General features: G+C 64.5%; 15 protein-coding genes. 8 read left to right on the forward strand and 7 right to left on the reverse strand.

The window, feature by feature from the left end; translation table 11 throughout:
* Nucleotides 1–240: 240 nt before the first annotated feature.
* Together E1200_RS11460 and E1200_RS11465 are read right to left on the reverse strand one after the other, a co-directional pair.
* On the reverse strand, nucleotides 241–429 hold the full coding sequence (locus E1200_RS11460) for a hypothetical protein (protein WP_131951831.1): 189 nt from the start codon (nucleotides 427–429) through the stop codon (nucleotides 241–243).
* A 529-nt stretch (nucleotides 430–958) separates the two neighbouring features.
* Nucleotides 959–1,714, reverse strand: coding sequence for an FkbM family methyltransferase (locus E1200_RS11465; protein ID WP_131951832.1), 756 nt, complete (start codon nucleotides 1,712–1,714; stop codon nucleotides 959–961).
* A 228-nt stretch (nucleotides 1,715–1,942) separates the two neighbouring features.
* Between E1200_RS11465 and E1200_RS11470 the strand changes: the two genes are divergently transcribed.
* The 5 genes from E1200_RS11470 to E1200_RS11490 all read left to right on the forward strand — a co-directional run bounded on the left by E1200_RS11470 (nucleotide 1,943) and on the right by E1200_RS11490 (nucleotide 6,346).
* Nucleotides 1,943–2,395 (forward strand): ATP-binding protein, encoded by a 453-nt coding sequence (locus E1200_RS11470; protein ID WP_165950281.1) that lies wholly within the window; start codon nucleotides 1,943–1,945, stop codon nucleotides 2,393–2,395.
* A 423-nt stretch (nucleotides 2,396–2,818) separates the two neighbouring features.
* Nucleotides 2,819–4,093: a MarR family transcriptional regulator gene (locus E1200_RS11475; protein ID WP_131951834.1), complete on the forward strand. Its 1,275-nt coding sequence runs from the start codon at nucleotides 2,819–2,821 to the stop codon at nucleotides 4,091–4,093.
* Between the two features lie 107 nt (nucleotides 4,094–4,200).
* Nucleotides 4,201–4,590, forward strand: coding sequence for a hypothetical protein (locus E1200_RS11480; protein WP_131951835.1), 390 nt, complete (start codon nucleotides 4,201–4,203; stop codon nucleotides 4,588–4,590).
* Nucleotides 4,591–5,148: 558 nt separating this feature from the next.
* On the forward strand, nucleotides 5,149–5,967 hold the full coding sequence (locus E1200_RS11485; protein ID WP_131951836.1) for a GAF domain-containing protein: 819 nt from the start codon (nucleotides 5,149–5,151) through the stop codon (nucleotides 5,965–5,967).
* Nucleotides 5,968–6,064: 97 nt separating this feature from the next.
* The gene (locus tag E1200_RS11490) at nucleotides 6,065–6,346 is read left to right on the forward strand and encodes a hypothetical protein (protein WP_131951837.1); all 282 of its coding nucleotides are present in this window, start codon (nucleotides 6,065–6,067) and stop codon (nucleotides 6,344–6,346) included.
* Nucleotides 6,347–6,546: 200 nt separating this feature from the next.
* Here E1200_RS11490 and hemC read toward each other — a convergent pair whose 3' ends face one another.
* The 5 genes from hemC to E1200_RS11515 form a co-directional block, all read right to left on the reverse strand.
* On the reverse strand, nucleotides 6,547–7,560 hold the full coding sequence (hemC, locus tag E1200_RS11495) for a hydroxymethylbilane synthase (RefSeq protein WP_131951838.1): 1,014 nt from the start codon (nucleotides 7,558–7,560) through the stop codon (nucleotides 6,547–6,549).
* 12 nt (nucleotides 7,561–7,572) lie between these two features.
* Nucleotides 7,573–8,469 carry a hypothetical protein gene (locus tag E1200_RS11500; RefSeq protein ID WP_131951839.1) on the reverse strand — a complete coding sequence of 299 codons (897 nt, stop codon included), beginning with the start codon at nucleotides 8,467–8,469 and terminating at the stop codon, nucleotides 7,573–7,575.
* A 169-nt stretch (nucleotides 8,470–8,638) separates the two neighbouring features.
* Nucleotides 8,639–9,091, reverse strand: a complete 453-nt coding sequence (locus tag E1200_RS11505) for a hypothetical protein (protein ID WP_131951840.1) — start codon at nucleotides 9,089–9,091, stop codon at nucleotides 8,639–8,641.
* A 14-nt stretch (nucleotides 9,092–9,105) separates the two neighbouring features.
* On the reverse strand, nucleotides 9,106–9,735 hold the full coding sequence (locus E1200_RS11510; protein ID WP_131951841.1) for a hypothetical protein: 630 nt from the start codon (nucleotides 9,733–9,735) through the stop codon (nucleotides 9,106–9,108).
* A complete protein-coding gene (locus E1200_RS11515) occupies nucleotides 9,732–10,088 on the reverse strand; it encodes a hypothetical protein (protein ID WP_131951842.1) in 357 nt (118 codons plus the stop codon). The genes E1200_RS11510 and E1200_RS11515 overlap by 4 nt, the downstream gene beginning before the upstream one ends.
* A gap of 338 nt (nucleotides 10,089–10,426) precedes the next feature.
* On the opposite strand from E1200_RS11515, the gene E1200_RS11520 reads away from it, so the two are divergent.
* From E1200_RS11520 to E1200_RS11530, 3 genes are all read left to right on the forward strand, one after another.
* The gene (locus E1200_RS11520) at nucleotides 10,427–11,311 is read left to right on the forward strand and encodes a helix-turn-helix transcriptional regulator (RefSeq protein WP_131951843.1); all 885 of its coding nucleotides are present in this window, start codon (nucleotides 10,427–10,429) and stop codon (nucleotides 11,309–11,311) included.
* Nucleotides 11,308–11,508: a DUF397 domain-containing protein gene (locus tag E1200_RS11525; protein WP_131951844.1), complete on the forward strand. Its 201-nt coding sequence runs from the start codon at nucleotides 11,308–11,310 to the stop codon at nucleotides 11,506–11,508. The genes E1200_RS11520 and E1200_RS11525 overlap by 4 nt, the downstream gene beginning before the upstream one ends.
* Nucleotides 11,509–11,974: 466 nt before the next feature.
* The gene (locus E1200_RS11530) at nucleotides 11,975–12,892 is read left to right on the forward strand and encodes a hypothetical protein (protein ID WP_131951845.1); all 918 of its coding nucleotides are present in this window, start codon (nucleotides 11,975–11,977) and stop codon (nucleotides 12,890–12,892) included.
* Nucleotides 12,893–13,025 lie beyond the last annotated feature (133 nt).

Raw genomic sequence — 13,025 nt, forward strand, 5'->3', positions numbered from 1 at the left:
AACGCTGGACCGCACTCAAGCACACCACGCTGAGCCCCGGCAGAATTGGCGACCTCGTCCGCTCCGCGCATGTCCTCACGCTCTTCGAGCACCGCCGGATCAGCTGAAAGTCGCTGACAAAACCTCAATGGACCTGTCTTGTTTATGGCCAGTGCTCAACCGGTTGTGCTTATGCCGATCCTCAGTGTGTGGCAAGTGGCCCTCAGGTGGTGGACGCCACCTGAGGGCTCAACTTGAGATTTAGGTGATCAGCAGCACAATCAGCAATGCCCCCACCGCGCAGGTCGTGCCGAGCGCGGTCGCGAGTTGAGGATCCCGGTAAGTCGCAATGGCGACGACGATGAGAACGAATCCGATCAGCACTACGTCGGTACTGACCGACGTATCGCCGAGCGGCTGCGATACATATGAAATTGAGCGCAGGGTCATAACAGAAAAAGCCTCCAGCAGGGGACTCGGAAAGTGGCGACTGCGGTGCGCTACCACCAAAGGACCGTCGTGAGACGGTCCCGCAGTCGTTGTATACAAGAGGCTTGCGCATGCTGTACCGTAAGGACAAGCGAGTCTCATCGATGCTGACCCTCAGCGATGCTGATGCTCTCCCTGAGAACGTCGCATGCTTGACAGCGTTGTGTGGACTATCTTGTGCGCCCACCTGAGCGTATGGTCGGGGCTGACTCGGTCTCTAGCAGGGGACTCGGGTCCTAGACGGCCCTTGGTGCGCTACCGCCAGGGGCCGTCGCTTTGCCCGGTGCATGAACTCACAGACGCCAGCGGCAATGTCTGAGGCTCAGCGCCTTCCTCTTGGCGGCCCTTTCTAGCCTCTATGGAGTGCGTCAAAGCAAACTTCGGTCTTGGCGCACGGTCTGCTGTGCTGGTCCGTGGAATGTACATACGCAAAGCCGATTAGTTCTCGGCCCTGTTCAAATGGCCACCGCCTTGAATTACCACTGCCACATTACCGATTGGGACGTCCTTGATACCCGGCCCGGCGGGCGCACGCGTACGGGATGTAGTTATCCAGGACGTTCGCAGGCACGGCGAGCCGCTCACCCAGACCGAGCTCGTCGTCGCGCGCGTAGAACCGATTGAGGCCGTCAAAGAGTGCCAGCTCGTACCCGGCCGCGAGAACGAGGGGCTCCCACTCCTGGTGACTCGGACGGGATGACAGCGGGAAGGTCGCCTCAACCACGAGCACCCGCGGCCGCCACACTTGAAGGTCCGCCGACCGGAGCACAGCTGCCTCGGCCCCCTCCACATCCACCTTCAGCAGGTCGAACCCCGGTTCGGCGTGTGCGGCGAGAACCGTCTCCAACGTGACGACCTCGACGTGCAGTTCCTCGTGGCGCCAACCGTCCGCGAGATGCCTCTCCAAGACGTCCCGACGCAGGGTGCTAAGGCCGCCGCCACCGGCCTTCCCCTGTCCTGGAACGATCCGGAAGAACTCCGCGACGCCCGGCTCATCTCCGATCGCCACGCGAAGGTTCATGTCGCCTGGCCGGGCTCGCTGAAGGCGTGCGTAGCGATCAGGCAACGGCTCGACGTTCACCCCACGCCAGCCCAGGACGTCCACGAGGTTCTTGGTCAGTGAGCCGCTGACGGGCTCGCCGGCACCGACATCAACGAAGAACCCGCTCTCCCGCCCCGCGAAGGCGCGCATCAACACGACGTCCTCAGCGTTCCCCGCATACGCGATCAAGTCGTAACCACTCACACGTGCCAACCTATTGGAGGCCGTCCCCCGGTGTCGTGGCTCGCTTATATCAAGCACTCCGAGTCAATTGACGAGCATTCGCGGGGCTTGACAACTTGATGCGAGCTATCCCTTGATGGTGACCGGTTCGCTGCGCTAATTCGCCACTACTGGAATGCGGCGGCGGGGCGGCCGGTCAGGAGGATTCAAGGAATGTCGAGATTCAAACTCGAACCCACGGCCTCGATGATGGGCGCGTCGATGTCATGGCGGCGCGTCTTCCCCGGGCGGGCAGATCAGATTCCGCTGGCACGGCAGTTCGCGATGTTCCTGTTCGCCGAGACCTCAATCGCCTCGGACGTGGGATTCGTGGTGACCGAACTCGCCTCGAATGCCGTGCGCCATACCCGATCGGGGCAGCAGGGCGGTCGGTTCACGGTCGAGCTGGTGCTCGGTGGCCTGGCCTATGTCGGCGTCAGCGACCTCGGCGGCGGTGGATACCCCACGGTGAGGCACGACCCGCTCGGATGCCCGATCGAGAGCGAAGGGGGACGGGGCCTGCGGGCCGTCTCGCAACTGGCCGCGATGCTGGGTGTCCACGGGAGTCCGAGCGAAGGCCACACCGTCTGGGCGGACCTTCTCTGCATCGACAAGCCGTGTGAGGACCCGCCGCTGGGCACGTCCGTCACTCCGGCCGCATAGGGCGGGACCAGCCTGTCCATAGCAGGCTGGTCCCGCCTCCCCAGGCTAGGGCCAAGCTCAGGCCCCGTCCGTACCTTGGCCAGGTGCGGGCGGGGCCTTTGCTCGTACACGAGGCCAAGGCAGCCGGGGCAACCAGGGGCGCGATCGGGGGAGCAACCGGGGGGTTGTCTATGGGCGCCCCCGGCTTGAACTGGTGTCGACGCAGGTCAGCGCGCGCCTCGGCTGGGGCTGCGGTGCACCCGGATACCCCCTCAAGGGGTCATCCAAAAGGGTGCGCCACTCGAAAATGCTTTATCGATTCCATAGGGGCCAACGGCTCTGCCCCTCCCATGCAACCAATAGAGCCATATGAACGCCGGGTAGGGCACGGCGCGTCCGCACGTCGGGTCGAGGCTGCTGCCATAGCCAGGCCGCACAACCCGAGTGGACGCCATCTGGCAACCCGGTCTCGAAATGCGCGAGTCCGTTGCAAAGTATTCGAAGACGGGTTCGGACCTCCAGTCCGATGCCGCTGAGTCCGGCCCGGCCATTAAATTTTCGTTTACTGAGGTAAGCCTCTCCAGCCGTTCCGGCAACGAAATTGGTCGGCGCTCCGTGTTGCATTCGCCGTGTCATCGAGAAATGGTCGTCATGGCGGACGACGCCGGGCGGGAAAGTCCCGCCGAATCGGCCGCCATTCAGGAGGTAGGAACAATGGCGAACACCAACACCACCGCGAACGCTGACACGGCCACCACCGCTTCGGCGGACGGCACCGGGGACGACCGCCCGACCGGGGCGGCAGGGGCCGTGTGGGACGCGCTGAACGCCGCACCGGGCGGTGCGACGGTGTCGGCGCTGGCCGAGGCGTCCGGGGTCAGTCGCGCGACGGTGACCAAGGCCCTGACGGCGTTCGCGGACGCCGGGCGCGCTGTCCGGGCGGCCGGTGAGGGAACCGGTCGGGGCCGTACCCCGGACGTGTGGTCCCCGGTCGTCTTCACGACCGCTACCGGGGCCGGTGACACCAGCCCGACTGCTCAGGCAGACGACGGGGACGCCGAAACCACGGCGGCATCGGACGCCCCGACCGCCCCGGACGCCACGACCGAGGCGGGTGTGATCTCGCCGGACACACTCGCTACCGCGATGCAGGTTCTAGCGGACGAGGCCGACCGGCGGACGGCAGCGGCCGAGGCGCTGCGCAAGGCTCAGGAGGAGGAGGCCGAACGGCGCGCACGGGTGGACGCCGAGCTGCGCAAGGCGGAGCAGCGCGAGACCGCCCGCGTAATCCTGACCGACCTGCTGAGCACGGTCACCACGACCCTCGCAGCGATCGCGGCGGACGACGACGAGAAGGTCACGCGCGGCATGGAGGACATCGCGCGCTACGCCGGTAGCGTCCGCCGCACCACCCGCGCTACCACCGGCACCCGGACGCGGACGGCGCGCGCGACCGGCGACCGTGGCGCGCCGTCGCCCCTGCGGCCCCTGGTCGCCCAGCACCTGAACGCGTTCCCCGACCTGGAATTCACGCCTGGCGAGATCGCCAAGGTCCTGGACCGTTCATCCGGGGCCGTCGCCAACGCCCTCGACACCCTCGTCGGACAGGGCGAGGCAGTCCTGACCTGCGAACGCCCCCGCCGGTTCCGCGCGGCCACCCCGGCCACCGACAGCGCGGCCACCGGTAGCGACGACGCGGACAGCACGAACGCCGCGTGACCCGTAGGCGGGGCGGACGGGTGAGGGCCCGTCCGCCCCGTCATGACTCGGGGTCTCACGACCCCCACCCCAACCCAATGAGGTTGTCATGATGAAGGAGACGCTACATGTCCGGTGACGCGACCGGCACGACCTCGCACGACACAGAACATGACCCGTACGACCAGGTGTTCGTCCTGCTCGGGTGGGCCTGGGACGTGGCGCTCGCCGCGCGCGCGGCCACCCGCTACCCGGTCACGTACGCGAACGTCTCAGACATCGGCGCGCTCGGCGCGCTCATCCGCATCGACGCCGAACACGCGGAAACGGTGGACCTGTCCCGCCCGCTGCTGGCCGTTCCACTTCCCGACGTGGGAACGCCGATCGTGATCGACGGATGGCACCGAATCCACAAGGCCCGACAGACCGGCATCGCTGAGTTGCCGGTCGTCTTCCTGAACGCCGACGACGAACGTGCATGCCGTCTCATGGGCGGCGGTGTGAAGCGCCGCCGGTAGACCGGTAGGGACAGCACAGACCGCGCCACGCGCAACAAGGGGCCCGGGTAGGTGGAACGCCACCCGGGCCCCGTGCGCGCCGCCGGGCGTGCGGCCCCGTGCGCGCCGCCGGGCGTGCGGCCCCGTGCGCGCCGCCGGGCGTGCGGCCCCGTGCGCGCCGCCGGGCGTGCGGCCCCGTGCGCGCCGCCGGGCGTGCGGCCCCGTGCGCGCCGCCGGGCGTGCGGCCCCGTGCGCGCCGCCGGGCGTGCGGCCCCGTGCGCGCCGCCGGGCGTGCGGCCCCGTGCGCGCCGCCGGGCGTGCGGCCCCGTGCGCGCCGCCGGGCGTGCGGCCCTCTTTGCGTTATCTCGCAGGCGAGATTGTGGAGGGCATCTCGCCCTCGTACACGGTTGTCATCCGCCGGATCCAGTGAAACCGCTCAAGAACGATCTAGAGATGTCAGGTCACGGCCAGAGGCGGCCACGCGGCTAACCTAACGATTGCGGCATCCACCGACGTTGACCGATGCGGGAATGTCAGGCTTGAGCTACCGCATACTTAGTTGAGGGCGGCGAGGTGGGCATGGGTTGGAAGTACTGGCGTAAGGTTCTTGGATTCTTCTTCATCTCAGCAGCCTCCGGCGCCGGCCTGGTTGCGATCGGTGTCTATGGTGAGGGCTTCGCCAAAGACGACGACAAACGGCTCATGTACTTGGTCGGGGGCGTGCTCGCGCTGACGGCGGTGCTCGGCACGTTCATCGAGAACCACATGGCGGAACGCGCACGCGCCCGTGCGCGCGAACGCGCGATCAAGGCCGAGGCCGAGATGACGCTCCTCTACAACAACATCCTTCTGCCAAGCGCACAGCGCATGCGTGACCAGGTTTCCAAATACGTCAGCGACCACCCCCGGACCACACCTATCGATGTCGCGTCCCAACAGAACTTCGAACGGTTCCTCGAAGAGATCCTCGAAGGCGCGGTGCGTCTCATCGCCCCGCCAGCTCCTCCCAATTTCCATACCCGGGCGAGAGCATCGTTCTACTCACGGACCGCAGCCGACGATTATGAGCTGGTCAAGTTCAGTCCAGTGACGGCGCCTTCGCCACGCGCGAAGATCGAGGGCGCGCATCCTGGTGGCAGCCACATTAAAGTCGACATCCTGGACAAGGACGCTATATGGGTGGTCGACGGTACGCCCCCCAATATTAGTTATCTGAAACCAACATCTGTGAACTCGTATGAGGCTGTTATCGCTGCACCGGTCATCTGTAATGGCAGGCAATTCGGCGTTCTTTCGATCGACGCACCGACCGCCAAGGACTTCATCGTTGAACACCGCAACTTGATCCGTGCACTGGCCGACCTGATTGCTGCCAGCAAACTCCTGACCGACAACTGAGTAGCGAGGACGGTGGTCTGGCTTGGCTGCGAGTGGCTCGTCCCATGAGCAGGGCGACGAGGAACGGCGCGCCAGGTTGTGGGAGGTCTACGGTGCCATGATCGAGGAGCGGCGCGCGGCCTTCCAGGAGGCAACCGAGAGGATTGATAGCGAACTGGGACGAGAGCATGAAGAGGCGTTTCCCCGTTCAATCATTGCGTTGCTCGCCACTGCCTCGTTGATACTTAGCGGCGTCTTCCTCTTCCAGATGCTGGATACCCGCTGGTGGATCGTCCCGGTGGCCTTGGCGCTAATTTCGCTGATCAGCGCTCTCTCTTTTGCCTTGCGCGGTTTCGGAATCCAGCTTGTTATTCGCCGACGCCGCTCCAGGCGCGGCTAGGACGTGCGATGAAGCGGCACTTGAGCGAGCCTGCAGTCGGGCAGTGATATTTGGTCTTGCCCTTATTTAAGTTCGGGCATAGGGTCGCTCGACCCAAACCTCTTGCTGTCTTTCCGGGTAGAGATCATAGAAACCGCGTGCGTTGGTGTACCAGCCGGAGGTGAACCCCTCGGTTCGAATGCGATACCTGTCGTCATCGTTCAGTGCAGACGAGTGCCGGCGATGATGCTTCGGGCGTTCTTGCGGATCAGGCTCGCGGCTACGAAGGCGCCGAGTTCGTAGGCGTGCTCGGGGGTGTCCCACTCGTGGGCGTAGGCGAACGTCGCGCCGTCGCGGCTGAACACCATGCCGATCAGGCTGAGCTGGCCGTCGTCGGTGGTGTTGCAGTGCCCGGCAATGGGACTGTTGCAGTGCCCTTGGAGCGCGTGCAGCATGGTCCGCTCGGCGAGGATGTGCGTTCGGGTCACGGCGTCATCGATGACCTGGAGAAGCTCCACAATCCCCTCGTCGGCCTTGCGGCACTGGACGCCGACGACTCCGGCCCCGATGGCGGGGCACATCTCGTCCAGGCTGAGCAGTTGCGAGATGCGGTGTTCCATGCCGACCTTGGCCAGGCCGCCGCCCGCCAGGACCAGGGCGTCCACCTCCCGCTCTTCGTCGAGTCGATTCAGGCGCGGGACGACGTTGCCGCGGAACCGCTGCACGTTGAGATCAGGGCGGTTGCGCAGGAGCTGGGCCTTGCGCCGGACGGCTGACGTTCCGATGCGTGCTCCGGGTGGAAGGTCGCTGAGCGTGCTGTACTTCGAGCCGTCCGGGAAGACCAGAGCGTCGCGCACGTCGTCACGTTGGAGGTAGGCGGCAAAGACGAACTCTTTCGGCAGGGGGACGTCGCCCGGAACGTCCTTCATGCAGTGCACGGCGGCGTCGATCTGGCCCATCATCAGGGCCTTGTCGATCTCCTTCATGAACAGGCCCTTGCCGCCCAGCTCCGACAGGTCGCCCTTGTATCGGTCCGCCGAGGTCTCGATGGGGACGTATTCGATCTCCAGGCCGGGCACTACGGCCGCGAGGGCGTCGATGACGCGCCGGGCGTAGGCGCGGGCGAGGTGACTGGTGCGCCCGCCGAGCCGGAACGCCCTCGCGGGCAGTGCCTCACGGAAGTAGGCGGCGGCTGGGGGGAGAGAGGTGCTCGATTCGGAAGGAACGACGGTCATCACGGAGTGCTTTCAGGACGTTGGGACGGTGGGCGACGCATCACCGAGCGTAGTTGCGAGCGTCAGCGCGGCATGGCTGACCACTCGCGATGCTCCGGCGCGCAGGAGCATGGCGTACTCCTCGGCCAGCAGCGAGGGCGGAAGGGTGATGCACTCTCCAGAGACGGAGAAGGGCAATAGCGGTACGTCGGCCTTGGCATGCAGGCCGCTGAGTATGTCGGTAGAGAACAGGGCGGGCTCGATCAATAGTGAGTCGGCGCCTTCGGTCACCATCATCAGCCCCCGCTCAACAGCCGTGGCTGTTGATCCCGTAACGGGGAGCTGGAAGGGCCGACGCGTCGACTGTGGCCGGATGTCCATCGCGGCGCGGTATCCGCCGTAGAGGCGTGAGCTCACGATTAGATGCGGCATGATGCGGACCTGGTCGAACCCAGCGGCGTCGAGCGCGTTCCGGCACGTGGCGATCGAGCCGGGGACCATGGCGGCGGGGCCGATCACGTCGGCTCCAGCCCTGGCTTGGGTCACGGCCTGGCGTGCCAGCGCCGCATTGGTTGCCGCCTGGTCGGGCATCCCAGCGCGCCCGGTGAGGTGGCATTCGCCGGTCGAGGCGTAGGCGCATAAACAGGTCTCGGTCATCACCTCCATACTCGGTTGCGTCGACTTGATGACGCGGATCGCACGGGTCATCACCGAGTCGTGGGCTGCGGCTCTTGTCCCTGAGACGTCACGCCGGTCGGTGGCGAAGACCTTCAGGGCGGTTATGCCTGCTGTATGGGCGCGCGCCGTCACTCGAGGGAGTTGGTCCAAGGAGTAGGTGGGCATGGAGCCGCCGGCGCTGCTGTCTTCTCGGACGAGGACGACCATGACGAGGCGCTCGGCGGAGAGCTTCGGGGGTGAGCCCTTGAGCACGCGACGTGTCCTCTCTTACCGAAGTGCTGTTGAAGGGCCCGGAGCGGGACCGTAGGGGGCGAGGGTCCTCTGGGGCTTGGAGGGTCCTGGAACCGCATGGATCAACGCGGCTCCAGGACCCGCACCCCGTAGCGCTCTTCTCTTCTGGCGCTGCGGGGTGTGACCTGTATCAAGGCGCGCAGTGCTGTGGGATTGGGTCCGCGCCCGAGGTGCGCATCTGGATGCGCGACTGCTCGTCCTGGTCGGTTTGTGGCACCGCCGAATGCGCGTTCGGCATGGGCTGTCCTGCCTCCGTCGCCTTCCTCACGAGCGTGATGTGCTCGTCCACGACCTCTTCGAGTTCCAGGCGAACCTGCTGCTGGCATTGGTCGATCGTCCGGCGGAACATGCCGTGCATGGTCATCGCCTCGTCCCACGCCTGCGCCACGATGCCGAGGGCCGCTCCAATGGCCTCATCAGCGGGACGGCGTTTCATGCCCGCCAACTCCGCCGCTGTGCGGTCCTCCACGTAGGCGGTCATCAGACCGACGCGTACGAAGGGGATGCCGTGCTCGAACAGCCGGTCGGCGAACAGAGTCGAGATCAGCGCACCCATGGCTTCCGGCTGGGCCGCGTACGCCATCGGTCCGCTCGCCGTCATCGGGGTGCCCCCACGGTGCGCAGCGCCGCCTTCACCTGGACCACGGCCTCGGCCGGGTTGTCGGCCTCGCACAGCCAGACGCCTCCGCCCCAGCTGAACCACCAGCGGTCAGTGTCACTCGCGCGGCGCTGGCATTCGATCGCGACCCCGCGCGAGTTCGCGCCCTTGGACACGCGCAACCGGTGCTCTTCGACCATGTCGACGGTGAGCTTCTGTCCTCGAAGAAGGTTCGCCAGGGTGACCACGTACGCCGCGCCATCCGAAGCCGCCGGCCCAGGGGTCTGCTCATGCTCGTCACGGTCCACAGGCAAGGCGTCGTCGCTCGTGTCCGTGGGTTGGGTCCTCACGTAGCGGCGCAGGCTTCGCAGGTTCGGCGGTCCGCACGTTCCCAACTTGGCGACGACTTCGAGCTCCGGCTTGAGGTACCGCCGCGGCGACCCGACGGCGTCCTGAACCACCGAGATGAGACCCTCCTCCTCCCAACGCACCAGCACACCGACCTGGAGGCCGGTGATGGCGAACGCATCGCGCGCGGCGATCCACGGGCCGTCGGCGGTGGTCATGCCGTTGATCTCGGCGACCTTGCCGAGCTGCTTTCGGGGGTAGTCCGATACCACCAAGGTCATGCCGCTACTGCCTCTTTCATCTTGGTTCTGATCTGGTGTGCCGCCGCCCTGGAGTCGTTCGCCGGCCGGATGAACTCGCCCGTGCTGATGTCGTAGAGCCACCACGCCCCGTCCCGGCGGTAGTGGCAGCCGACCGTGACGGCTCGTCCGGGCACGCCCAGGGGGATCACGTTGAGGACGATGTATCCCTCGACCTCGGCGAAGGCCGTGATGATGCCCTCCAAATGGGCGAATGCCCTAGACAGGCTGGCCAGGAACGCAACGCGCTCGCGCTGGGGGATCAGGGTGGCGGGGCCGCGCGTCCGCTTCGCCTCCGGGGGAGGGGGGACGTATCGCGCATTGGGAGACCGCACGTGTGCTCCCATGGTCATGCTCCGAAGACATGGCCGTTGCCGTCCGGGCTCCGGTATTCGTCGATAATCTTCATGATCGGCTTCCTTCGTGCGTGGGGCAGTTGTTCCTCTGCTGTGGCGAAGCGCGGAACGGGCGCCCTGACCGGCTCGCCGAGATCACGGATTGTCGCGAACTACCTCCGTGCTGACACCGAGTAGAGCACCATGAAAACCAGGACTGCAAGGTGTCAGAGTGAATCTCCGTGCCGAATTTCCGCAGGTCGGAGACTCATTGCGAATCGTGCGGGGGGATGCTTTCATTTCGAGTGAAAGACCGCCCCGGGATGGAGGTGAAGCGGATGACGGGAGCCGCGACGGGGTCGACCGTCCCTCGGAGGCAGCTCGGCCGGTACCTGCGCGAACTTCGGACGAACGCACGCCTAACGGTGCAAGCCGCCGCGAAAGCGCTCGAATGGTCCGAGGCGAAGATGTGGAGGATCGAGACCGGGCAAACGTCCCTGCGATCCCACGATGTCGAGCTCATGTGCCGCGTTTACGGGGCGCCCGAGGATCTGAAGGTGGCCCTCATGGGCCTCGCCAAGGAGACCAAGGGGAAAGGCTGGTGGCATGCCTACGGCGACGTCATCCCGGACGGGTTCGACCTGTTCATCGGCCTGGAGGGGGCAGCAGTCAGCCGTGAGGAGTACTCATCCGAGTTGATCCCAGGTCTCTTCCAAACACCTGACTACGCCCGCGCGGTCATTAGGAACAACACACGCCTCCACGACGAGGAGATCGAGCGTCGAGTGGAGTTGCGAATCCAACGCCAGACCTTGGTGACCCGCCCGACCGCACCGCCCAGGCTCAGAGTTGCTCTGAACGAGGCCGTTATTCGCCGAGCCATCGGCGGCACCGCAGTCATGACGGCTCAGCTGGACCACCTCTCTGAGCTGAACGACCGCAGCAACGTCTCCATCCGTGTTGTGCCCTTCTCGTCGGGCGCGCACCAGGGGCTCGATACCGGTTCGTTCATCCTCATGCGGTTCCCGACCACCGGGGACGGACGCAACCACGAACCGCCCACGGTGTATGTGCAAGGCTTCACCGGAGCCCTGTACCTAGACAAACCCTCCGAGATCGACCGCTACGCCGAAGCGTTCAAGACCATCTGGGACAACGCCCTGCCGTGTGGGGCCAGCTCGGCGCTGTTCCGGGAGATAGCAAGGGAGATGAACGGACCATGAGTCGTGACCTGGCTGCGGCCAAGTGGCGCAAGAGCAGCCGTAGCAACTCCGAACAGGAGTGTGTACAGGTCGCACAGGTGCCGGCCGCCATCGGTATCCGCGACAGCAAGAACCCCGAGGGCGGCCACCTGACCCTCGCCCGCACCGCGTTCGCTGACCTCCTCAACCGTGTTAAGGCCCGAGATCTAGACCTTTGAACGGGTAACCGCAGCTCCCGGCAGTTTGGAGGTCACCGAGTTGCCTGTCGTCTTGGACGCCGACAACGAAGGCGCCCTGAAGATCATGCTTGGTGGCATTACACGATGTCGACAGACGAGCCGGAACGCTAAAACACCGAGCGGGCCTCGGTTGGACGGAACGCTACCTGAGCCCGGTTGCGTCCTTGATCAAGATCTTGCCCCTATCTGATCTATGTAGAGAGTTCTCGGCCCCCACCCACCAGATGGGCACATCGTCGCTTCAAGATCGCAGCGGGGGGCCGGATCCGCTACCAAGATCAGACCCGCTTACCAAGCGTTTGCTGTGCGCCCAATAGCATGCTGCAGAAGCCGTGTGACTCACTTTGACCGGCATTGCCACATCTGGCCATGTCTCCGGTGGAACTTAAGGATGCCCAGTCATCCCGGTCGATCAGGAGGATGATACGAACAAGGAGGTACTTTTATGGCGAGCAGCAACACCAACGATGATGGATCATTTTTTACAAAGCCGCACTGGCAGGCAGTTGGGGCGGTAGCCGCAATTGTCGGCCTACTGCTCACTTACGCAATATACAAGTGGCAGAATGGTGAGGAGGAAGTTCGACGGACGCCAGTCGAGCAGAAGCAGAAAATTAATAACGGAAACTGCAATGTGCAGGGGGAGCGGAATAACGTAGAATGTGGGAGCATGCCGGCAGGAATTAAGCGAGTCATCGCCGAGCTTGACGGCAATGCGTCATTCATTTTTGTAGGGTCACCCAGTGAGCTTCCGACGCCGCCACCCTATCCGGCTGATAGGGCGATTGGACACTGTCCATTTTGGCACGACTGGATGGCCACAGAGCCGCGTGTATATGCGCTATCGGCGAGCAATACTATGTACCTCCAGGCGGGGAGTCGAGACGTTCTGTCGATCATTAAAACGTCCGTTACGGTCACCGAAAGAAGAAAAATGGCGAGTGAATACATCCTCATCCGCTGTCAGTATGGAGCTGGCGGTGAGCATGGCACGGAGGTCGTGACCGATACGAGGACTGGAACTAGTGAAGTCGTTGACCTCAATACTGGCCGTGAGGCAAAGATGCCACCATTCGTACTGAACCTCAAGGACATGGAAACTAGTTCCGCCCTTCTGAGGATTGAGGGTCAACCGGGCTACCTGTATACGGGAAGCTGGACAGCCTCGCTTCTCTTTAACGGCGAGCCTGCTATGAAAACGCTTGGTATGAGCGATAAGGTGAGTAGCTTTCGTTGGCTGGGTAGCGACGAAAGTGGGCCCGACATGGAGGTGATTTTCGATGCGCCCGCCTATGACTGGGACCTAGAAAAGAAGCAATGGGTTAGAGTGTACAATGCTCCCCCTAATGGCGTTTGGCAGTGAGATGGCCAGCTTAGAATGAGCGGCGTTTCGGTACTATTGCGCTAGTTGCGTCGTGGGACCGTGAACATGATTGTTGCGCAAGAATTTCCGAACGGCCGTCGGGTGCGTCGTTACCACTTATCCGTGGATTGGC

It is taken from the genome of Actinomadura sp. GC306 (assembly GCF_004348665.1).
GTDB lineage: Bacteria > Actinomycetota > Actinomycetes > Streptosporangiales > Streptosporangiaceae > Spirillospora.

Coding starts and splice junctions, on each gene's coding strand:
- E1200_RS11460 (WP_131951831.1), bottom strand. CDS start 429: ATGACCCTGCGCTCAATTTCATATGTATCGCAGCCGCTCGGCGATACG.
- E1200_RS11470 (WP_165950281.1), top strand. CDS start 1,943: ATGGGCGCGTCGATGTCATGGCGGCGCGTCTTCCCCGGGCGGGCAGAT.
- E1200_RS11480 (WP_131951835.1), top strand. CDS start 4,201: ATGTCCGGTGACGCGACCGGCACGACCTCGCACGACACAGAACATGAC.
- E1200_RS11485 (WP_131951836.1), top strand. CDS start 5,149: ATGGGTTGGAAGTACTGGCGTAAGGTTCTTGGATTCTTCTTCATCTCA.
- E1200_RS11490 (WP_131951837.1), top strand. CDS start 6,065: ATGATCGAGGAGCGGCGCGCGGCCTTCCAGGAGGCAACCGAGAGGATT.
- hemC (WP_131951838.1), bottom strand. CDS start 7,560: ATGACCGTCGTTCCTTCCGAATCGAGCACCTCTCTCCCCCCAGCCGCC.
- E1200_RS11505 (WP_131951840.1), bottom strand. CDS start 9,091: ATGGCGTACGCGGCCCAGCCGGAAGCCATGGGTGCGCTGATCTCGACT.
- E1200_RS11510 (WP_131951841.1), bottom strand. CDS start 9,735: ATGACCTTGGTGGTATCGGACTACCCCCGAAAGCAGCTCGGCAAGGTC.
- E1200_RS11520 (WP_131951843.1), top strand. CDS start 10,427: ATGACGGGAGCCGCGACGGGGTCGACCGTCCCTCGGAGGCAGCTCGGC.
- E1200_RS11525 (WP_131951844.1), top strand. CDS start 11,308: ATGAGTCGTGACCTGGCTGCGGCCAAGTGGCGCAAGAGCAGCCGTAGC.
- E1200_RS11530 (WP_131951845.1), top strand. CDS start 11,975: ATGGCGAGCAGCAACACCAACGATGATGGATCATTTTTTACAAAGCCG.